Below are 18227 nucleotides of genomic sequence, written 5' to 3'. Positions count from 1 at the left end.
ATGTTTCGGACGCGATGCTTAAACATGCCCACTTGTTACATATCGGCTACCCCCCGCTGCTGTTACGTCTGGCGTTGCATAATGGAAGGGATGCTCGGCGGATCTTTGAACGTGCCAAGCAACATAACCTGACTACCTCGCTGGACATGTCGCTGCCGGACGTCAATACACGACAAGGACAGGTAGATTGGTCACGCTGGCTGCAGAACGTGCTGCCCGCCGTGGATGTGTTTCTTCCGAGTTGGGAAGAGGCGGTACGAATGACGAGGGGCAAATACACTTGTCTGCATGGCGACCGGCTTGCCCAAGTGGCCGAATGGCTGCTGGCCAGCGGAACGGCCGTGGTGGGTATCAAGCTGGGTGATCAAGGTCTCTATATTCGCACATCACCTGACCGAGAACGGATCCGTGCCTTGGGGGCATGTGCCCCGATACAGCTTGACAATTGGGTTAATCGCGAACTACTGGTGCCGTGTTATCGGGTACCCATTGCGGGGACAACCGGCGCCGGCGATACGACATTTGCGGGTTTCCTATATGGGCTGCTCAACGGTTGCACGCTGGAACGGACAATGACACTCTCCGTAGCACTAGGTTCGTTCTGTGTCGAGACGCTCGATGCCGTCGGTGGCCTGCCAAACAAAACCGAATTGTATCAGCGCGTCCAATCGAACCCGGCTCGATTGCCGGTGCGGATGCCGTTGCCAGGGTGGTGCTGGTATCAATCCAACCAAGTCTGGATCAAGGGGGAACAGTGAAGAATCCCGCGGTGAGCTTCACTCTGATTTATCCGCCTATCCGGACTGATCAAATCCAAAATTGCCTGTCCAATGTTCTATATTGGATTGCCTCGGAGATATGTTCGCTTCCAATCTGTTCCTTTCCGGACAGGTCGGCGATGGTGCGGGAGACTTTCAAAATTCGGTCGTAGGCCCGGGCGGTGAAATTGAGCTCGGGAATGGCCATTTTGAGGAGCGATTGGGCCTCATCCTTGAGTGCGCAGAATTTTCCCGTGTCCTTGGTGCGCATGGCGGCGTTGCAATGGACTTTTCTTAACCCCTTGAATCTTTCCTTCTGTATTTCCCGGGCGGCAATTACCCGTGCGCGGATTTTTGCCGAGGGTTCTCCGGCGCCGAGTGAAGTCAATTCCTGATATTTTACCGATGGAACCTCAATATGAATGTCTATTCTGTCAAGCAAAGGCCCGGAAATCTTGTTGCGATAATTCTGAATCTGGTTGGGATTGCAGCGGCATTCATGCTTGGGATCGCCATACCAGCCGCATTTGCAGGGGTTCATGGCGCCGACCAGCATGAACTGGCAGGGAAACGTCATGCTGGCCATAGCGCGGGAAATCGTAACCGAACCGTCTTCAAGCGGTTGGCGCAGAACTTCCAGGGCGTTGCGGTGAAATTCCGGCAATTCGTCAAGGAAGAGCACGCCGCGGTGGGCCAGGCTGACCTCGCCCGGCATGGGATGCGCCCCGCCGCCTAAAAGTCCGGCGTCGGAAACCGTATGATGCGGGGCGCGGAAAGGACGGTGAGTAATCAGCGCCTGGCGGGGGGCGAGCGCGCCGGCGATGCTGTGAATTTTGGTTGTCTCCAAGGCTTCTTCCAGGGTCATCAAGGGCAGAATGGAGGGGATCCGCTTGGCGAGCATGGTTTTTCCGGTTCCCGGCGGACCGATCATCAGTAAATTATGTCCGCCGGCCACGGCCACTTCCACGGCGCGCTTGGCCTGTTCCTGGCCCTTGACGTCGGCAAAATCCTCGTCGTAAACGGACGTTGAGTCAAATATTTCAGCGACATCAATCCGGAAAGGCGCCGGTTGGCTCAATCCGCCGATCAGGTCGGCGGCTTCACGCAGGTTTTTGACGGGGAAAACTTTTATTCCCTCAACCACGGCGGCTTCATCGGCGTTATCCCGCGGCACGAGGATCATTTTGAGTCCTTCTTTTTTCATGGCCATGGCAATCGGCAGCACGCCTTTTGCCCGGCGCACTTTGCCGCTCAGGGCCAGTTCGCCGATCATGCCGTATTGAGCAAGCGCTTCCAGCGGGATGAATCCCTGCGTGGCAAGGATGCCGATGGCGATCGGCAGGTCAAAGACCGGCCCCTCTTTTTTTATATCGGCCGGGGCGAGGTTGATGGTGATGCGCCCTTTCGGCATTTCAAATGCGGAATTGAGAATGGCGGTCTGGACCCGGTCCTTGCTTTCCTTGACGGCGGTGTCCGGCAGGCCGACGATCACCGTTTGCGGGTCGCCGCGCCCCTCGTTCACCTCAATTTCAACCGGATAAGCATCAATGCCATAAACGGCGCCGGAATGCACTTTAGCGAGCATGATTGCCTTTCATTTCAAAAAAGACTTACTTTGAGCTTTTGAGTTTCCTGATTTCCTCCTCAACCTCATCCGCCCCTTCGGCATAGAATTTTTCTTCATCCGGGGCCAATTCGCGGAGCAGCCGTAGAAACTCTCCCGCGTGAACTCTTTCCTCGTCGGCAATGTCCCGGAGGACGTCAACGGCCAGCTTGTTGTCGGTTGATTCGGCCAGTTGCATGTATAACTGAATCGCTTCATATTCCGCGGCGATCATGAAGCGGATCGCGCGAATGAGCTCCTGTTTCGTGATTTTGCGGTTATTGGCGAGTCCCGAAAGGGATGATCCGAATTCCGGCATGGCTGCCTCCTGTCCTCCTTGTTGATTGCCCGATCGTTATAAGCACACTTTAACCTTTGGAATGCGGGGAGACAAGCCGGATTTAAAGAAATTTGCCGCCATGAAAGGCTACGACCTGGGTAAATACCTTCACGCCCTGTTGTTTGATATCGGCCGGAAGACGGCAAAAATACGCTATGACTTCCATGACATTCTGTCGCGGCTTTATGCTGATTCATTTTTCAAAACCATCCACGAATGGGGAAGCGCCCACAAGCTCATGCTGACCGGCCATGTCATGGGAGAAGATTGCTTTTCCAATTCCGTGCCGCACGCGGGGCATCTTTTACGTCCGCTCTCTTTCTTCCACATCCCCGGTGTTGACTTCGTCCACGGCGCACGCCGGCGCTGGGTGGACAAGCTGAACGGAAAAAACTGGCACACGATAAAAGAAAAACTGCTTGCAACATTAGCCGCTGGCGTGATAGAGTCTTAACAGAAAGAGGAAACCATGAAGAAATCAACCGGAGCGAAAATCATTAAACTTGATTGTCCTTATGCGCGGTATGTGTCTCTGCGATCCGTGGAAGACACGTCCGTTGTGGCGCATGGCAACAATTTAGCCGTTGTGCTTGAAAAGACAGAGAAGGCCGGGGTGCGTGAACCTTTTATCGTGTTCCCTCACGACCCTTCAAAAAATACATCTATTGAGCCATGCCGTCGCTTCAATATCCTTTCCTCCAGTTGCGGCTGCAAGACGGTTCGTTTGAACACCGTCCCTATACCCGCTTGCCTCTGCTGATTCGTAATCCAATAACAGGGCAGAATCTCTCCACGTTGGGGCTGATGGACACCGGAGCGGATTCAACTCTGTTCCCTGTGATTCTTGCTCACCGACTGGGCCATAAACTGAAAGGGACAGGAGTAAAGACCCCCTTCGTAACTTCTAAAGTTACAAATGTAACTTTCAGAGTAATGCCTTCTTATTTAGCACCTGAAATGTCAAAAGCCGTGATGAAAAGCAAGAAAATAATGCTGGGTAAGGATGATGTGGGTATGAAGCATATGCGCGGTGCATTTCGTTCGGAAAATCTCCGGCGATTCCGGCGCATCTGCGGATTTCCCGCCCTCACGCATACACGAGTATATCTGCCGGAGGTCTTTATTGGTCAGGCCGGAGACGGCAAACTTCGGATCGGACAAGGCCTGAAGGAAATCGCGGTCTTTACCGGTTATTTCCAGGGAGCGGATACGGCGCGAGTTTTGAAGGCGTGGTTTTGAGAGAGCATCAAGGATTTGGCGGAAGGGTTGCACATCTTTAACGAGAACTCGGGCGTAGCTTTGAGCGAAGCCCGATGCAAGCGTGGGGTGAATTTGGCTTCCGCCAGCGGCGGATTCGAAAAAGAAAGGCCAGTCCGGTTCAGATGGACCGGCGCCGCGCGAAGCGCTATACTCGTGTATGCGCGAGGGCGGCAACGGGCCGGATGAGCCGGAATCGCCGCCGCCTTTTTCTAACCAAATTCGCACCACATGGGGAAGGAAGCATTAATAACATTGGGTTGCGGGCAGAGCCCGCTTTGGATAGGGGAAGATTGAAATCGCCTGAGATCAGCACAAACGTTTTGGCCGTCCTGGATCGACATCAAAGAGGATTTGTCCCAAACGCGCCAGCTGAATTCGGAATCGTAGGCAAAGGTGGCAGCATAGTATGGAAACGGCCCGGCAAACCTGAATACAACATGATAGGATGGGATTTATCAAAGAAAAGCAAAAATGCGCAAAATGACCAAACGGTAAAAACGCATAAAAGCATTGATTTTATTGATTAAAACGATGTTTGAGCAGGATAAAATTATGGTTTTCAGCTGGTGCGCCTGGCCAGGGTCGAACTGGCAACCTTCGGCTTCGGAGGCCGACACTCTATCCAGTTGAGCTACAGGCGCGGATTTAGTCGCGGCTACGCTTCGCAAACAACCGGTAAAGATTAATGTCCTTCGCGTAAAATGCAAGGACATTTGCTGATTTATGTTGACTGTTTCAGGTTTTCCATAATAATCTGCGCCTGTTTTGTTTTTGCCGAAGAAAGAATAAATAAACACAGAGAAAGGAAGCATCATGTTGTACCGGAAGTTTTCTGCGGGCGTCAAAATTCTCCTGGCCGGAATCGCGTTGGCCGCTTTCAGCGCCGGCGCCTGCGCCGGAGAGGCCGACATCAAGATTCCCGATCTTTCCCAGGTGAGGTTTGAGGGTTTGGGGGGCGTGAGCGGCGTGGCCCTTATGTATCTGGGGATAATCATTTGCTTCATCGGCGCGGTGTTCGGCCTGGTGCAATACCTGCAGACAAAAGCCCTTCCGGTGCATGAGACAATGCGGCAGGTTTCGCGTTCCATCTGGGAAACCTGCAAAACCTACCTTTTCCAGCAGGGCAAGTTCCTGGCCATTCTCTGGACTTTGATCGCGGTCTGCATGATTTATTACTTTATGGGGCTGCAGCACGAAGGCCTTGGCAAAATCCTGGTCATTCTGCTCTGTTCCATCCTCGGCATTCTCGGCTCGTACGGCGTGGCCTGGTTCGGCATCCGGATCAACACCATTGCTAATTCGCGCGCCGCTTTTGCGGCCTTGCATGGAAATCCCTTTCTCACCCTCGGCATCCCGCTCCGTTCCGGCATGAGCGTGGGGCTGCTCCTGGTGGCGGTGGAGCTCTTCTTCATGATTTGCATCCTGGTTTTTCTGCCGCGCGAGCTGGTCGGGCCCTGTTTCATCGGGTTTGCAATCGGCGAGTCGCTGGGCGCATCGGTACTGCGCATCTGCGGCGGAATTTTTACGAAAATCGCCGACATCGGCTCGGACCTGATGAAAATCGTCTTCAAGCTTCCCGAGGACGATCCTAAAAATCCGGGCGTGATAGCCGACTGCACCGGCGACAACGCCGGCGACTCGGTGGGACCGACCGCGGACGGCTTTGAAACCTACGGTGTTACCGGCGTGGCCCTGATCGCTTTCCTGGCGCTGGCGCTGACGGCCAGCCCGCTGATCTGCGCCACGCTCATCATCTGGATCTTTGCCATGCGCGCGCTGATGATTGCGACCTCCCTCGTTTCGTATTTCGCGAACGAACTCGTGAGCAAGGCGCTGTACGCCGGCAAAAAAGACTTTGACTTTGAAGCGCCGCTGACTCACCTGGTCTGGATAACCTCTCTGGTTTCCATTGCGGTTACTTTTGTCGCCAGTTATTTCCTGATTGCGCGCCAACCCGGATTCCAGGGCGATTTGTGGTGGGTGCTTTCGGTCATCATCAGCTGCGGCACCATTGCCGGCGCGCTGATTCCGGAATTCACCAAGGTGTTCACCAGCACCAATTCGCGCCATGTCAGGGAAGTGACCAATTGTTCCCGGCACGGCGGGGCTTCGCTCAATATTCTTTCCGGTTTCGTGGCCGGAAACTTTTCGGCCTTCTGGATGGGGCTGGTCATCATGCTCCTCATGTTCGTCTCCTATCATTTTTCGCAGAATCAGGCCCTGCTTGCCATCATGCCCCAGCAACTCATTTTTGCCGCGCCGATCTTCGCGTTCGGCCTGGTGGCCTTCGGGTTTCTGGGCATGGGGCCGGTAACCATCGCCGTGGACAGTTACGGGCCGGTTACGGACAACGCCCAGTCGGTTTACGAATTGAGCCGGATTGAAAGCCAGCCGGACATTGCGGCCGACATTGAAAAGAATTTCAGCTTCAAGCCCGATTTTGAAAACGCCAAGTATCAGCTTGAAAAGGCCGACGGCGCGGGCAACACCTTCAAGGCCACGGCCAAGCCGGTTCTGATCGGCACCGCCGTGGTCGGGGCCACCACGATGGTTTTCGGCATCATCATCCTGCTGGAAAACCTTTTCGGCGGCGTCGTTGCCAAGCTCAGCATTGTCCAGCCCGAAATTATCCTGGGGCTCATCATGGGCGGCGCGGTTATTTACTGGTTCACCGGCGCCTCGACGCAGGCGGTGGTAACCGGCGCCTATCGCGCGGTGGTCTACATCAAGGAACATATCAAGCTGGACAGCGCCACCGCTTCCATGAAGGACAGCAAGGAAGTCGTGCGCATCTGCACCGTCTACGCGCAGAAGGGCATGTGGAACATCTTTATCGTTGTGTTCTGCTTCGCGCTGGCCCTGCCTTTCTTCAACCCTTATTTCTTCATCGGCTATCTTATTGCCATCGCGTTTTTCGGATTGTTCCAGGCTATTTTCATGGCCAACGCCGGCGCCTCGTGGGATAACGCCAAGAAGATCGTGGAAGTTGATCTCCGCCAGAAAGGCACCGATTTGCATGCCGCCACCGTGGTCGGCGACACCGTCGGCGACCCGTTCAAGGACACCTCCTCGGTGGCCATGAACCCGGTCATCAAGTTCACCACGCTCTTCGGCCTGCTGGCCGTGGAAATCGCCGTGACCATGCATTCTTCCGCGTTGAAAACCGCGCTGGGTGTTTTCTTCGCCGCTGTGGCGCTGGTTTTTGTCTATCGCTCGTTCTACAGCATGCGCATCCCGGAGGGGAGTGGCGATAACGCGATATAATGAAAATTGCTTTTCTCGGCACGGGCACTTCCATCGGCGTGCCCGCCATCGGCTGCGACTGCGCGGTGTGTCTCTCCGCGGATCCTTTCAACAAGCGCCGGCGCGCCAGTCTCTATATTGAGGCGGCCGGCCGGCAGGTTGTTATTGACACTCCGCCTGATTTCCGCGAGCAGGCGCTGGCCTTCGGACTGAAGCGCCTGGATGCCGTGTTTTATACGCACGCCCATGTGGATCATATTCTCGGCTTTGACGATATCCGCCGCTTTAACCAAGTGCAGAAAGAAATCATCCCGGTTTACGGTTCGGCGGCGACACTGGCCGATATTTCCCGCATATTTCCCTACATCCATTTTCCGGAAAAACCCGGTCTTTCCTACCCGCGCGTCAGCCTCAATGCGGTGGAAAAACCTTTCAAAATCGGCGGTTTGCGCGTGATCCCGGTCCCGGTGCGGCACGCCGATATTCCCACTTACGGCTACCGGCTTGAGGCGGAAGGCCGCGCTTTCGGCTATGTGCCGGATTGCCAGGAGCTTGACGAACAAGCGTTTGCCGGCCTGCGGGAACTGGACATCCTCATTCTTGACACCCTGCGGCGCCGGCCGCATCCGACCCATTTCAGCCTTTCCGAGAGCGTCGCCGTTCTGCAAAAACTGCGCCCGGTTCAGGCTTATCTTACGCACATCGGCCACGATCTTGACCACCGGCAGACAAGCGCGGAACTGCCCGCAGGAATTGCCCTGGCTTATGACGGGCTGGTTGTTAATTTGTGAAGCCCAGCCCCCGTGCCGCGCGCGTCCGGAGAAAAATTGCACGCCTTAGTGGAATGCGGGAAAAAACACGGAAAATATTGACCTGCGGATGAGTTACGGGTAGTATCCCCTTAATGCGATCAGCGATTTATATTGTCTTGCTTGCCGTTGTTTTTTTTGCGTCCGGCCGGGACGGGTTCGGCCAGGCCGCGGAAACGGACCAGAAGCCGCAGCGGATAAAGCATGAAAAAAGCTGGTGGAGCGGGGGTCCCCACCGGGATTCGCCGGAGCTCCAGCTTGAATATGCCGCGGGCCTGGAAAAGGCGGGGAAAATCCGGTCGGCCACGACCGCCTACCGCGACCTGGTGTATAACTGGCCGGAATCGCCGCAGGCCCCGCAGGCCCAGCGCAATTATGCCCAACTGCTTGTCCGGCGCGGAAAACTGCAGAAAGCCTTTGACGAATACCAGTTTCTGATTGAAACTTATCCCGGTTTTTTTCCTTATCATGATGTTTTGGAATGTCAGTACAAAATAGCCGAACAGATAGCCGAGCGCGACCGTTATTTCCTGCTTTTCAAGTATCAGTCGCCGGAAGAAGCGATTCCCCTCTTTGAGAAAATGATCCAGAATGGGCTGCAATGGAAGCGCTCGTCGGATTTGCAGTTCCGCATCGCGCGGATTTACGAGAAAACCGGGCAATACGATCTGGCGATTGACGCCTATGGCCTGTATCATCAGCGTTACCCGATGGGGCCGCTTGCCGAGCAGGCTTTTTTCAGCCAGGCAAAATGCTGTTATCTTTATTCGCGCAAACACCGCAACGCGGGCGATTTGCGCGAAAATGCCAGCCTGACCTTCAAAAGTTTCCTGGACTGGTATCCCCATAGCGCCATGGCCCCCCAGGCGCGCCATTACCTGCAGGAACTGGAGACGGAATCGGCGGCTTTGCTCTATCAGCAGGCCCGCGTTTATTTGAAGGCCCTTTCTTACGCCGACGGCAGGGGGGATGAAAAAAAACAGCTGGCCGCCGCTAAAATAAGTTTTCAACGTCTGATCTATGAATTTCCCTCTTCCCGCTGGGCCGATACGGCCCGTGTCCAGATCAGACAGATAGACGAACGTTTGGAGCGCATCAAATGAAAAACATCAAGCCGCTGGGAGCGCTGTTGGTTTTGTTGTCCGCGTTGTTTCTGGATGGTTGCGCCGGTTACCGTCTTGGCAGCACCCTGCCTCCGGATATAAAAACCGTCTATGTGCCTCTTTTTGCCAACCGGTCCCGGGAGCCGTTGATTGAAAATGACGCCACGGCGGCGCTGATTGCCGAGCTGCAGAAAGACGGCACCTTGAAAGTGGTCAATCTTGAAAATGCCGATGTTGTCCTGGAATGCATTCTCACCTCGGTTTCGCTCAACCCCTTGCGGTATGACCGCGCCGATGTTGCCAGGCCGAATGAATACCGCCTGACGCTGGCCGCTACCTTCGTATTAAAACGCGTGGATGACGAGGAAATATTATGCGAGGCCAGCGTCATTGGCGAGGCCACTTTCCCGTTTATCGGCAACCTGGTCAGCGCGAAACAATCGGCCATGCCGAAGGCGTCCGAGGATTTGGCCAAGCGGATAGTGGAAAAGGCGGTTGAAGCCTGGTAAAGGCCTAAGGCGGCAGTGCCGCCATCCAAAACTTTCCCGGCCGGCGATCCGCCGGTCTTATTTAAACTTCTACGCAAAAGTGTATCATGTTTAAATGGAACGGTTTTCCGCGAAACGCGCACGGCAGACGCTTTTGGGAAAGGGAATGCGTTTTACGCGATGCGCGCTATTTGCGCCGCGGCCCGGCGTTTGCGCCGCACCGCCTTCTCTTTCTTAATCACGCCTTTTTTGGCGGCCTTATCCAGGATGGAGCAGTATTGGCGGTAAGCCGCGTTTGTTTTCTCCCTCTCCTTTGCGGCGAGCTGTTCTAGAAAACGGCGGCGCGCCGTGCTGATGGCGGAACGGATCGCTTTGTTCCTGCGGCGCGCTTTTTCCGAGGTGCGCATCCGTTTTTCTGCGCTCTTTATATTGGGCATTCCCGGGTCTCCTTGTTTTTTTGCCCGGCGGGGGATGTTTTGACGGTCAAAACAGATTTTGAATTTCGTCTTTGCTCCGCCGGGCCGATAAGGGCGAAGATTGCGAAAATTACGCCAGTAAGTCAAGCATTCTTTGCGCCCGGCCGTAAAAATATTCAGCCTGCCGCAAGTGGCGCTTGAATTTTTTCCGTTGATGATTTATTCTTCGGGGCAATGAAAGGAGACAACATGAGTTTGCTAAATCGCTTATTTAACCTTTGTTCCTGCCGCGCCTGTTCTGCCGATCGCCGCCAGGAGGTTGTTATTGACGCCAGGGGATTTCTTGAAAAGCGCGGCCGGGAGGCCAACGGGTCGCCAAGCCCCCGCGATAATTTTTATGTGCTTAAAACTTTGGCCGCCTTCGCCCAGCGCGAAGGCGCTGAGATGGCGGCCGTATTTGTCGGGCGGCCGCTGCGGGAAGCCGGCGAGGGCGAAACGTTTAAGGGCATCAGCGTTTATTACGCGGAAAGCGAAAAGACGTTTCCGCAGAAAATCAAGGATGTGGTCCGCCGGCGCCGCGCCTCCGGTCCGGTCGTTATCATGACCAATGACCGGCAGATTGAACGGGAAGCGGGGAAAATGAACGCGCAATGCATGCGCCTGACCACGATCAGGAAGGCGATGGAGGGTAATTTTGATCATGACCGCCCGCCGCGGCCAATCCAGAGAAAATCCGCCCCGGCGGAGCCGGAAAAATCCGACGCGGACGAACGCCCGCCGGCGAACGACGAAAAATCCGCCCGGAATGTCCTTGATTTGATAGACCCGATCTGATTTTTCCGCCGGGTGCGCGCATGCATGAATTTTCAATATGCCAGTCGCTGGTCGCGGCCGTTCTGGGGGAGTTGAAAAAAAACACGAATGGCCGCGCGCGCCTCACAAAAGCGCGCGTAAGGGCCGGGGCATACCACCGCCTTGTTCCGGCGAGCTTGAAGTCGGCCTATAAAATCCTGACCAAGAATACGCCCGCCGAAGGCTCATCCCTGCTGATTAAAACCGTTCCGGTCAAACTAAAGTGCGCCCGCTGCGGCTGGCGGGGGGCCGCCGGCGGCCTTATGTTTGCCTGCCGGAAGTGCGGCGGAGTTGATCTGGAAATTGCCGCCGGCCGGGAGCTTTATCTTGAAAGCATAGAGGTGGAATGAAAATCAAAGTCTACCGCGATTTAATGGGCGACAACGACCGCTGGGCGGCCAAAACCCGCGTTTTGCTGGCCAAAGAAAACATAAAAATGCTTAACCTGATCGGCTCGCCCGGCGCTGGCAAAACCGCCCTGCTTGAAAAGACGGTGCGAAAACTTTCGCGCCGGCTTGATTTCGCCGTCCTGGAAGGGGATTTGGAAACAAAGAATGACGCCCGCCGTCTGGCGCGGCTCAATTGCCGTGTCAGTCAGCTTTTGACCGGCGGCGGGTGCCATCTGGAGGCCAAGATGGTTCATTACGCCGTCCGCGACTTGCCCCTGCGCCGTCTGGACATGATCATTGTTGAAAATGTCGGCAACCTGGTCTGCCCGGCCGAATTTGATATCGGCGAACACGCCAAGGCGGTTGCGATCAGCGTCACGGAAGGGGACGATAAGCCCTTGAAATACCCGTTGATTTTCAGGGAGGCGGGGGCGGTCGTGATTACCAAAACGGATCTTCTGCCCCATGTTCCCTTCCGGCTGAAAAAATGCCTCGGCTTTATCCGCAAGCTCAATCCGCGCGCGCCGGTTTTCCAGGTTTCGGCCTTGAACGGCAACGGCCTGGGCGGGTGGATTAACTGGCTGGCTTGCGCCGGGGGATTTGTCCCGGGCGGCGGACTTGCGCTTAAACCGTTCCGTTAAAACATCCGGGCTGTAATGTTTGCGGCATTCACAACGAACAGCCGGCGCCCGTTTTGGATGGCGGCGTCTCCGCTCAGGCGTGCTTGTAGTGTTTATCCGCCAGTGTGGTCGCGCCGAGGTAACGCTTAAAGAGCGTGTGTTTTTCATACCATTCCTCGTGGGTCTTGCGGGATAACGATTCGTGGTGGTAGAGCTCGGCGAAGGGGGTATAAATTATTTTATACCCGATCCGGGTTATTTTCTGGCACAGGTCGGCGTCGGAAAACCCAATCGGGAACTGCACCTCGTCAAAACCGCCGGTTTTTTCAAACACCGTCTTGCGGGTCAGCATGCAGGCGCAGGTAACCCCCGCGACTTCCCGCTGAACTTTCGTGTAATAGCCTTCCTCCAGGTTGAGATTTCTGGCGCAGAAATAAATGTCGGGCCGGAAGGTCATGCCGGCGTGCTGGAGTTCGCCGTTTTTTCCGATCAGGCGGCACCCGACCGCCCCGATTTTATCGCGGTGGATATGTTCCAGCATGGCTTCCAGCCAGTCGCCCTTGATTACTTCCAGATCGTTGTTCATGAAGAGCAGGAGCTCGTTATTGATTCCGGCAACAACCCGGTTGTGCAGGCGGGAATAATTGAACGGCTCGTTGAACTCAATGATTTTAATTCTGAAGCCGCTGTTGGCGATCGCCTCGCGGAGCAAAACGCGCGTTTCCGGGAGCGCGGACTGGTTGTCCACCAGGTGGAGGGTGAAGTTCTTATATGATGTTTTTCGCATGCTCGCGAGCAGCCGGCGGAGGCAATCCGGCTGGTCCCGGAAGGGGATGATGATGGCCACTTCCGGTTTTTCAGGCGGAAGCGCATACTTGACGCGGTACCATGGAAAGGCGTCGTCGGTTACCGTTGCCCGGATCCCGTTCCGGTCAAGATAATCCTGAACGGTTTTTTTTCCATTGCGGTAGGCCCGGGGCAATTCGCCGCCGCCGGCGCGGGAGTAAGCGCGCACGTTGCCCGATTCGGCCGCGCGGTGGCACCGCCAGCCGTACAGAAAACAGGGAATGCGGCGGAAGGAAAGCCCGTTTTCCAGGGCGCGGATCATGAGGTCATGGTCCTGGGCGCCGTCGTATTCCTTTTTCAACAATCCGATCCTATCCAGTTTTTCCCTTTTGATGACGCAGAAATGCAGGACGGCGTTGCAGGAGAGCAGCAGGTCCATGGAAGGGGCGCATTTGACCATTCCGGCGATGACGATGCCCCTGTGGTTGACGATCTTTTCGTTGGTAAAAAAAACGTCTTCATCGTGGCCGTCGTTCAAAGTCCGCGCAAAATAAGCCAGCGCGTCCGGGTGCAGTAAATCGTCATGATCCATGAAGGCCACATATTCGCCCCGGCCGGCCCGGATGCCGGCGTTGGTCGCGCCGCTGATTCCCTGGTTCCGGCGGTTGCGGATAATCCTGATCCGCGGCGTTGTTTCCAGCCGGGCGAGCGTTTCAAGTGTCGCGGGCAGAGTGGAGCAATCGTCCACCAGGATCAATTCGTAGTTCCGGTAAGTCTGGGCCAGAACGCTTTCCACGGCTTCCGGCAGCCAGCGGGAATTGAAAACGGGCATGACAATTGAAACGAGGGGGGTGCGTTTCAACAGGGGCAGATAAGCGGACGAGTTGGAGCGCGAAACCGGCGGAAATCTTTCCGCCAGGCCCGCGAGCCGGCGCGGTATAAACCGGCATTGCGAAAAGTGGGCGAGGGCCAGGAGAAACGCCTTGTGTATTCCATGGCGCCAGCAGGTTGCAAAAAAAAGCGAAATAAGTGTAAAAGCCTTTTTCATTTTCAACGATTGCTCCGCATCGTATCCATTTAGACTTCTGTGCAGGAGCTCAGGGCGGCAGCGCCGCCATCCACCGCGGAACAGGCCAAAATTATTATTTTACGGCCTGATTGTCAAGAAAACGCCCCCGGTGGCGACCCGGGGGCGGCATCTTTCGGGGACATGGATTTCAGTGGAAAAGGTGCGGTTAATTTTTTTTGCAAAAAAATGTTGACATTTTGTGGGGGAAAGTGTCAAATTGTGTCATAAAAGGATAATAAAGTGGCAAATAATGACATAGAACAGCCGGTTCCGGTCATGGTGGGTGGAGGATTTGCCAGTAATTTCACGCATTCCCTTGACCCCAAAAAGCGCATGACCATTCCCGCGGTTTGGCGCGATCAGGTCGGCAAGCCGGCAAGTCTTTACGTATTGCCGGGGCTTAATAATGAAAAATGCCTTTATGTTTATCCGGCCAGCGAAATGGCGCGCCGGCTTGAAAAATTCCGGAAAATCGGCATTGGCGATAAGAAAGCGCGCATGTTCGCGCGGCTGCTGGCCTCAAGCTCGGACCTGATTTCCTGGGATTCACAGGGCCGCATCAGGATCAAGGACGAACTCCTGGCCCATGCCGGCATTGTCTCCCGCGTGAAACTGGTCGGCGCCTGGGACAGGTTTGAATTGTGGAACCCCGAGGAATGGGAGAAAACGGCTGCCGCCGTTGACCAGACGACGATGGAAGACGCCGTGCGGTACGTGGAATTTTAAACATAATCCGCTTTCCCGGCGGAGTTCAAAAACAGGAACTATGAAACATGCATTGGAGGAAATCAAAATGAGAGCGGTTAATTACCTGGGTGTTACCGGCGCGATGCGGTCTGAAACGGCCATGATGCGCCGTTTTATTCTTCCGGACAGGAGGAATGTCGCCCGTTCTTTGCGCTTTGGCGCGCACGCATTTTCCCTGAACGGGACCATGCAGATTCTTCCCGTGGGCGATTACGAACGTCTGCGGCTTGGCGGGAAGGCATCCGAAGGGCCGGCCAGGAAAATCATGAAGACGATTTTCAGCGGATTCAATGTCCGTTCCTTGCTGATGTGAGTCGCTTTTTGCCGTCCGGTCGCCGGCCCGGCGTTTTGCATTAAACCCCCTGAGGAGGACGACGAACCATGGAAAACAAAAAAGTCCTTATGAAGTGCTGTATCTGCGGGCGCGTGAAGACGGATGTCGGCTGGGAATACCAGTTTCATGAAGCGGACGCCGGCCATTTCTGTTCCCATGGCTTTTGCAACGTCTGTTACGAATTGGAAGTCAAGAAAATCAGATTACAGGCGGCCCTGCCCGTCATGGCGGCCTATCCATAACGGGCGGATGATTTCCGTAAATCCTGCCGGAGATGAATGCCTGGGATGCATGTTCCCGTAATGGTTAAGGAAGCGGTTGAAATGCTGGCCGTGCGCAAAAACGGCATTTACGTGGATGGCACGGTTGGCGCCGGCGGCCATGCCAGGGCGGTGCTTGAGCGTTTAGGCGGCGCGGGGATGCTGATCGGCCTGGATCGCGATGCTGATGCCCTGGAGCTGGCGGCTTGTAACCTGCGGCCGTGGCTGGGCCATTGCCGGCTGCTGCATGGAAATTTCGCCGATATCCAGTCTTTGGTTGAGGGCGCGGGCATCCGCCGGGTTGACGGCATATTGCTGGACCTGGGGATGTCGGCCATGCAGGTGGAACGGGGCGAGCGCGGATTCAGTTTCATGAAGGACGGCCCGCTGGACATGCGCATGGATCGTTCCCGGAAGCTAACCGCCGCGCAAATCGTTGAGGAGACGGACGAAAAGGAACTGGCCCGCATTATACGGGAGTACGGCGAGGAGCCGGCCGCCCGGAGAATTGCAAGGGCAATCGCGATTGAGCGCAGGCAGAAAAAGCCCTGGACAACGCGGCGCCTTGTCCAGACGATTGAATTCGCGGCGCGCTGGTCCGGAGGCAGGATTCATCCGGCGACCAGAACTTTTCAAGCCTTGCGCATAACGGTGAACGATGAGCTCGGCGCGCTGGAGAAGGGATTGGAGGGCGCCCTCGCGCTTCTGGCGCCGGCCGGGCGGCTGACGGTGATTTCCTACCACAGCCTTGAGGATCGGCTGGTTAAACATTTTTTTAAAAAACATATCGGCCGCTGGGTTTCTCTTCCGGAAGGGGGGGAAAGCTGGCAAGGCATGAAGCCGGTTGTCCGGCCGGTTACGGGGAAGCCCCGGCCGGCGTCCGGGGCCGAAATCATGCGGAACCCGCGGGCCCGGTCGGCCAAAATGCGTTGTATTGAAAGGACGGAGTGAAACATGGCGAGTAAAAACAGAAGGAAGCGGATGCAAGGCGTTGTTCCGATGCCGGTGGTTTCGGCGCTGGTAATCGCGATGCTTTTGCTTCTGGCCTATGTCGGTCTGGATATCCGCAGTAAGTCCCTCGGCACCAAGATCAAAATCCTTGAACAGCAGCAGGCCGAACTGCAGAAAAGATATGACCTTGAATTGTGGAAATGGGAAAGGCTCAAAACGCCGCAGAACATTGAAAAAATGCTTGCCCGGAACAACTGCGCCATGGTCTGGCCGGAGGAAGGCAGTATTGTGCGCCTCAATGAGCCGGATGCCATAATTTCCACGATGACTGATGAAAAATCGCAGCTGGCGCAACTTTCGCGTTTAACCAGGCCGCTCGTTCATGACTGAACTTAAGTATCAATACCGCATTTTTTTTGTGGTGCTTATAGTTCTCGGAGCGCTGAACGGCCTCATTGCCCGCCTTGTTTACCTGCATTTTCGTTTTGGCGAGGGGGAAGACCGCAGTATGCGGATCATTGACGCCCGCCGGCTGGAAACCGATCTGCTGGTTGCGCGCGGCAAAATTTTTGACCGCCGGGGAAATACCATGGCCCTGGATATCGTCAAGAAAGAAATCTGCGCGGATCCCGAACTGGTTCTGAGCCGGGACAGCGTGCGGTCCGTGGCCGAGAATGTCGCCCGGACGCTGAACGCCGATCCCGCGCATATCCGGGAGCGTTTGAATCAGCCGGGCCGGCATTTCGTTTATCTGGGCGGTTACGGCCGGCCGGTGGAAGCGGAACAGGCGCTTCAACTTGAAAAGATGAAATTGCCGGGGGTGTTCCTGCGGGACATGATGGTGCGTTCCTATCCGCGCGGCAGCAGCATGTGCCATGTGCTCGGTTTTGTCAATTTTGATTCGGAGCGCGTCGGCTCGGCCGGCATTGAACAGCAGTGGCATAAATACCTGCATGGCGTGCATGGTTTGCTGATCAGCGAGCTTGACGGCCGCCGCCATGAATTGTACGACCGCCGGCTTTTTGAGCTGAAACCGCGCGCCGGCGCCGACCTTACCCTGACCCTTGACCATTACGTGCAGTACGTGGTTGAGGAAGCGTTGCGGAAAGCGGTGAACGAGAACCGGGCCTCCGCCGGCTGGGCCATTGTGGAAGAGGTCAAAACCGGGGCAATCCTGGCGATGGCGAATTATCCCGATTATGATCCCAATAATTTCAGAAACGTTTCTCCGGAATGGATGCGCAACCGGTGCGTCGGCGTCAATTATGAGCCCGGCTCCACTTTCAAGGTTGCGATTATCGCCTCGGCCTTGAACGAGAACGTGGTGCGCTCATCCCAGATTTTTGATTGTGAAAACGGCGCCTGGTATTACCGGAAAAAGCCGTTGCGCGATTTTCATCCCTACGGGGAGCTTTCCGTGGCCGATATCATCAAGAAATCAAGCAATATCGGCGCGGCCAAAGTGGCCCTGCTCCTCGGCGAAGAAAAACTTTTTCAATACCTGCGCGCTTTCGGGCTCGGCCGGCCGACCGGCATTGATCTGCCCGGGGAGGAATCCGGCATTCTCCACCCGTTGTCCGAATGGACGCCGATCAGTATTACCCGCGTCGCCATCGGGCATGAAATTGCCGTGACGTCCCTGCAGATGCTGCAGGTGATCGCGGCCATAGCCAATGAGGGGGTTTTAATGCGGCCGTACGTCGTGCGTCAAATTAAATCGCCGGAGGGGCAGGTCCTTTTTGAACAGCGCCCTAAAATCGCAGGCCGGCCGATTAAAGCCGAAACGGCCCGGGAAATGAGGCGCCTCCTGGCCAGGGTTACCGAAGAGGGCGGCACGGGCCGCCGGGCTTTTGTTGATGGTTATTCGGTTGCCGGGAAAACAGGCACGGCCCAAAAGGCCGTGCCCGGCGGGTATTCCGATGCGTTGAACATGGCGTCCTTTGCCGGTTTTATCCCGGCGGAAGAGCCGCAATTGGCCATCATCGTGGTTTTGGATGAACCGCGGGGGACGGTCCATACCGGCGGCGCCGTGGCGGGCCCGGTTTTCAGCGAAATCGCCGGGCAGATAGTTCATTATCTTGATGTGCCCCCGTCGCCGGAAGCGCTGGCGGAAGGCGCTAATCAGCAAGCGGCGTCCGCGCCAAGGTTATAAAATCATTCAGGTTGATCGCGCCGGCGGTATGGCCATTGAATTCTGAA

General features: G+C 55.7%; 21 protein-coding genes and 1 tRNA gene. 17 read left to right on the top strand and 5 right to left on the bottom strand.

Annotated features, from left to right (window positions below; all coding sequences use genetic code 11):
- Positions 1-758 (top strand): carbohydrate kinase family protein (locus PHP98_00685; protein MDD5482156.1); only part of this gene is annotated, 758 nt, incomplete at its 5' end.
- Between the two features lie 49 nt (positions 759-807).
- Here PHP98_00685 and PHP98_00680 read toward each other — a convergent pair.
- Positions 808-2343: a YifB family Mg chelatase-like AAA ATPase gene (locus PHP98_00680; GenBank protein ID MDD5482155.1), complete on the bottom strand. Its 1536-nt coding sequence runs from the start codon at positions 2341-2343 to the stop codon at positions 808-810.
- 25 nt (positions 2344-2368) lie between these two features.
- On the bottom strand, positions 2369-2680 hold the full coding sequence (locus tag PHP98_00675; protein ID MDD5482154.1) for a ferritin family protein: 312 nt from the start codon (positions 2678-2680) through the stop codon (positions 2369-2371).
- A gap of 100 nt (positions 2681-2780) precedes the next feature.
- On the opposite strand from PHP98_00675, the gene PHP98_00670 reads away from it, so the two are divergent.
- From PHP98_00670 to PHP98_00660, 3 genes are all read left to right on the top strand, one after another.
- Positions 2781-3155 (top strand): hypothetical protein, encoded by a 375-nt coding sequence (locus tag PHP98_00670; GenBank protein ID MDD5482153.1) that lies wholly within the window; start codon positions 2781-2783, stop codon positions 3153-3155.
- 218 nt (positions 3156-3373) lie between these two features.
- A complete protein-coding gene (locus tag PHP98_00665) occupies positions 3374-3940 on the top strand; it encodes a hypothetical protein (protein ID MDD5482152.1) in 567 nt (188 codons plus the stop codon).
- 203 nt (positions 3941-4143) lie between these two features.
- Complete coding sequence (locus PHP98_00660; protein ID MDD5482151.1) at positions 4144-4488, top strand: hypothetical protein; 345 nt, start codon at positions 4144-4146, stop codon at positions 4486-4488.
- A 37-nt stretch (positions 4489-4525) separates the two neighbouring features.
- Here the strand turns inward: PHP98_00660 and PHP98_00655 are convergent.
- Positions 4526-4602: transfer RNA gene (locus PHP98_00655), tRNA-Arg, on the bottom strand.
- Positions 4603-4774: 172 nt separating this feature from the next.
- Here PHP98_00655 and PHP98_00650 point away from each other — a divergent pair.
- The 4 genes from PHP98_00650 (at position 4775) to PHP98_00635 (ending at position 9625) form a co-directional block, all read left to right on the top strand.
- Positions 4775-7225, top strand: coding sequence for a sodium-translocating pyrophosphatase (locus PHP98_00650; GenBank protein MDD5482150.1), 2451 nt, complete (start codon positions 4775-4777; stop codon positions 7223-7225).
- The gene (locus tag PHP98_00645; protein ID MDD5482149.1) at positions 7225-7995 is read left to right on the top strand and encodes an MBL fold metallo-hydrolase; all 771 of its coding nucleotides are present in this window, start codon (positions 7225-7227) and stop codon (positions 7993-7995) included. Before PHP98_00650 ends, PHP98_00645 begins: the two co-directional genes overlap by 1 nt.
- A 113-nt stretch (positions 7996-8108) precedes the next feature.
- Positions 8109-9116, top strand: coding sequence for a tetratricopeptide repeat protein (locus PHP98_00640; GenBank protein ID MDD5482148.1), 1008 nt, complete (start codon positions 8109-8111; stop codon positions 9114-9116).
- Positions 9113-9625 carry an LptE family protein gene (locus tag PHP98_00635; protein ID MDD5482147.1) on the top strand — a complete coding sequence of 171 codons (513 nt, stop codon included), beginning with the start codon at positions 9113-9115 and terminating at the stop codon, positions 9623-9625. The genes PHP98_00640 and PHP98_00635 overlap by 4 nt, the downstream gene beginning before the upstream one ends.
- A 152-nt stretch (positions 9626-9777) precedes the next feature.
- On the opposite strand, the gene rpsT is transcribed toward PHP98_00635, so the two are convergent.
- Entirely contained in the window at positions 9778-10041 is a 264-nt protein-coding gene (gene rpsT / locus PHP98_00630; GenBank protein ID MDD5482146.1) for a 30S ribosomal protein S20, read from the bottom strand.
- A gap of 228 nt (positions 10042-10269) precedes the next feature.
- Between rpsT and PHP98_00625 the strand changes: the two genes are divergently transcribed.
- The 3 genes from PHP98_00625 to hypB are packed head-to-tail and all read left to right on the top strand — an operon-like array spanning position 10270 to position 11902.
- Positions 10270-10854: an NYN domain-containing protein gene (locus PHP98_00625; GenBank protein ID MDD5482145.1), complete on the top strand. Its 585-nt coding sequence runs from the start codon at positions 10270-10272 to the stop codon at positions 10852-10854.
- Between the two features lie 20 nt (positions 10855-10874).
- Positions 10875-11222, top strand: a complete 348-nt coding sequence (locus PHP98_00620; GenBank protein ID MDD5482144.1) for a hydrogenase maturation nickel metallochaperone HypA — start codon at positions 10875-10877, stop codon at positions 11220-11222.
- On the top strand, positions 11219-11902 hold the full coding sequence (gene hypB / locus PHP98_00615; GenBank protein ID MDD5482143.1) for a hydrogenase nickel incorporation protein HypB: 684 nt from the start codon (positions 11219-11221) through the stop codon (positions 11900-11902). The genes PHP98_00620 and hypB overlap by 4 nt, the downstream gene beginning before the upstream one ends.
- Before the next feature lie 73 nt (positions 11903-11975).
- Here the strand turns inward: hypB and PHP98_00610 are convergent, their stop codons facing one another.
- Positions 11976-13715: a glycosyltransferase family 2 protein gene (locus PHP98_00610; GenBank protein MDD5482142.1), complete on the bottom strand. Its 1740-nt coding sequence runs from the start codon at positions 13713-13715 to the stop codon at positions 11976-11978.
- Between the two features lie 261 nt (positions 13716-13976).
- Here PHP98_00610 and PHP98_00605 point away from each other — a divergent pair, with 261 nt between their 5' ends.
- The 6 genes from PHP98_00605 (at position 13977) to PHP98_00580 (ending at position 18180) form a co-directional block, all read left to right on the top strand.
- Complete coding sequence (locus tag PHP98_00605; GenBank protein MDD5482141.1) at positions 13977-14462, top strand: division/cell wall cluster transcriptional repressor MraZ; 486 nt, start codon at positions 13977-13979, stop codon at positions 14460-14462.
- Between the two features lie 40 nt (positions 14463-14502).
- Complete coding sequence (locus tag PHP98_00600) at positions 14503-14796, top strand: hypothetical protein (protein MDD5482140.1); 294 nt, start codon at positions 14503-14505, stop codon at positions 14794-14796.
- Between the two features lie 68 nt (positions 14797-14864).
- Positions 14865-15059 (top strand): hypothetical protein, encoded by a 195-nt coding sequence (locus PHP98_00595; GenBank protein MDD5482139.1) that lies wholly within the window; start codon positions 14865-14867, stop codon positions 15057-15059.
- 45 nt (positions 15060-15104) lie between these two features.
- Positions 15105-16028, top strand: coding sequence for a 16S rRNA (cytosine(1402)-N(4))-methyltransferase RsmH (rsmH, locus tag PHP98_00590; protein ID MDD5482138.1), 924 nt, complete (start codon positions 15105-15107; stop codon positions 16026-16028).
- A 3-nt stretch (positions 16029-16031) separates the two neighbouring features.
- On the top strand, positions 16032-16418 hold the full coding sequence (locus PHP98_00585; protein ID MDD5482137.1) for a hypothetical protein: 387 nt from the start codon (positions 16032-16034) through the stop codon (positions 16416-16418).
- Complete coding sequence (locus PHP98_00580) at positions 16411-18180, top strand: penicillin-binding protein 2 (protein MDD5482136.1); 1770 nt, start codon at positions 16411-16413, stop codon at positions 18178-18180. Before PHP98_00585 ends, PHP98_00580 begins: the two co-directional genes overlap by 8 nt.
- The last annotated feature ends 47 nt before the right edge of the window (positions 18181-18227 follow it).

The organism is Kiritimatiellia bacterium, from assembly GCA_028715905.1.
GTDB lineage: Bacteria > Verrucomicrobiota > Kiritimatiellia > JAAZAB01 > JAAZAB01 > JAQUQV01.
The sequence above is the reverse complement of the archived record's forward strand: the minus strand, read 5'-3'. Positions and strand labels throughout refer to the sequence as shown.

Bases quoted from the DNA above. Each gene is read 5' to 3' on its own strand.
- PHP98_00635 (MDD5482147.1), top strand. From the start codon at position 9,113: ATGAAAAACATCAAGCCGCTGGGAGCGCTGTTGGTTTTGTTGTCCGCG.
- PHP98_00660 (MDD5482151.1), top strand. From the start codon at position 4,144: ATGAGCCGGAATCGCCGCCGCCTTTTTCTAACCAAATTCGCACCACAT.
- PHP98_00670 (MDD5482153.1), top strand. From the start codon at position 2,781: ATGAAAGGCTACGACCTGGGTAAATACCTTCACGCCCTGTTGTTTGAT.
- PHP98_00640 (MDD5482148.1), top strand. From the start codon at position 8,109: ATGCGATCAGCGATTTATATTGTCTTGCTTGCCGTTGTTTTTTTTGCG.
- PHP98_00610 (MDD5482142.1), bottom strand. From the start codon at position 13,715: ATGAAAAAGGCTTTTACACTTATTTCGCTTTTTTTTGCAACCTGCTGG.
- PHP98_00680 (MDD5482155.1), bottom strand. From the start codon at position 2,343: ATGCTCGCTAAAGTGCATTCCGGCGCCGTTTATGGCATTGATGCTTAT.
- PHP98_00600 (MDD5482140.1), top strand. From the start codon at position 14,503: ATGAAACATGCATTGGAGGAAATCAAAATGAGAGCGGTTAATTACCTG.
- rpsT (MDD5482146.1), bottom strand. From the start codon at position 10,041: ATGCCCAATATAAAGAGCGCAGAAAAACGGATGCGCACCTCGGAAAAA.
- PHP98_00665 (MDD5482152.1), top strand. From the start codon at position 3,374: ATGCCGTCGCTTCAATATCCTTTCCTCCAGTTGCGGCTGCAAGACGGT.
- PHP98_00595 (MDD5482139.1), top strand. From the start codon at position 14,865: ATGGAAAACAAAAAAGTCCTTATGAAGTGCTGTATCTGCGGGCGCGTG.
- rsmH (MDD5482138.1), top strand. From the start codon at position 15,105: ATGCATGTTCCCGTAATGGTTAAGGAAGCGGTTGAAATGCTGGCCGTG.
- PHP98_00585 (MDD5482137.1), top strand. From the start codon at position 16,032: ATGGCGAGTAAAAACAGAAGGAAGCGGATGCAAGGCGTTGTTCCGATG.
- PHP98_00650 (MDD5482150.1), top strand. From the start codon at position 4,775: ATGTTGTACCGGAAGTTTTCTGCGGGCGTCAAAATTCTCCTGGCCGGA.
- PHP98_00580 (MDD5482136.1), top strand. From the start codon at position 16,411: ATGACTGAACTTAAGTATCAATACCGCATTTTTTTTGTGGTGCTTATA.
- hypB (MDD5482143.1), top strand. From the start codon at position 11,219: ATGAAAATCAAAGTCTACCGCGATTTAATGGGCGACAACGACCGCTGG.
- PHP98_00645 (MDD5482149.1), top strand. From the start codon at position 7,225: ATGAAAATTGCTTTTCTCGGCACGGGCACTTCCATCGGCGTGCCCGCC.
- PHP98_00675 (MDD5482154.1), bottom strand. From the start codon at position 2,680: ATGCCGGAATTCGGATCATCCCTTTCGGGACTCGCCAATAACCGCAAA.
- PHP98_00625 (MDD5482145.1), top strand. From the start codon at position 10,270: ATGAGTTTGCTAAATCGCTTATTTAACCTTTGTTCCTGCCGCGCCTGT.
- PHP98_00620 (MDD5482144.1), top strand. From the start codon at position 10,875: ATGCATGAATTTTCAATATGCCAGTCGCTGGTCGCGGCCGTTCTGGGG.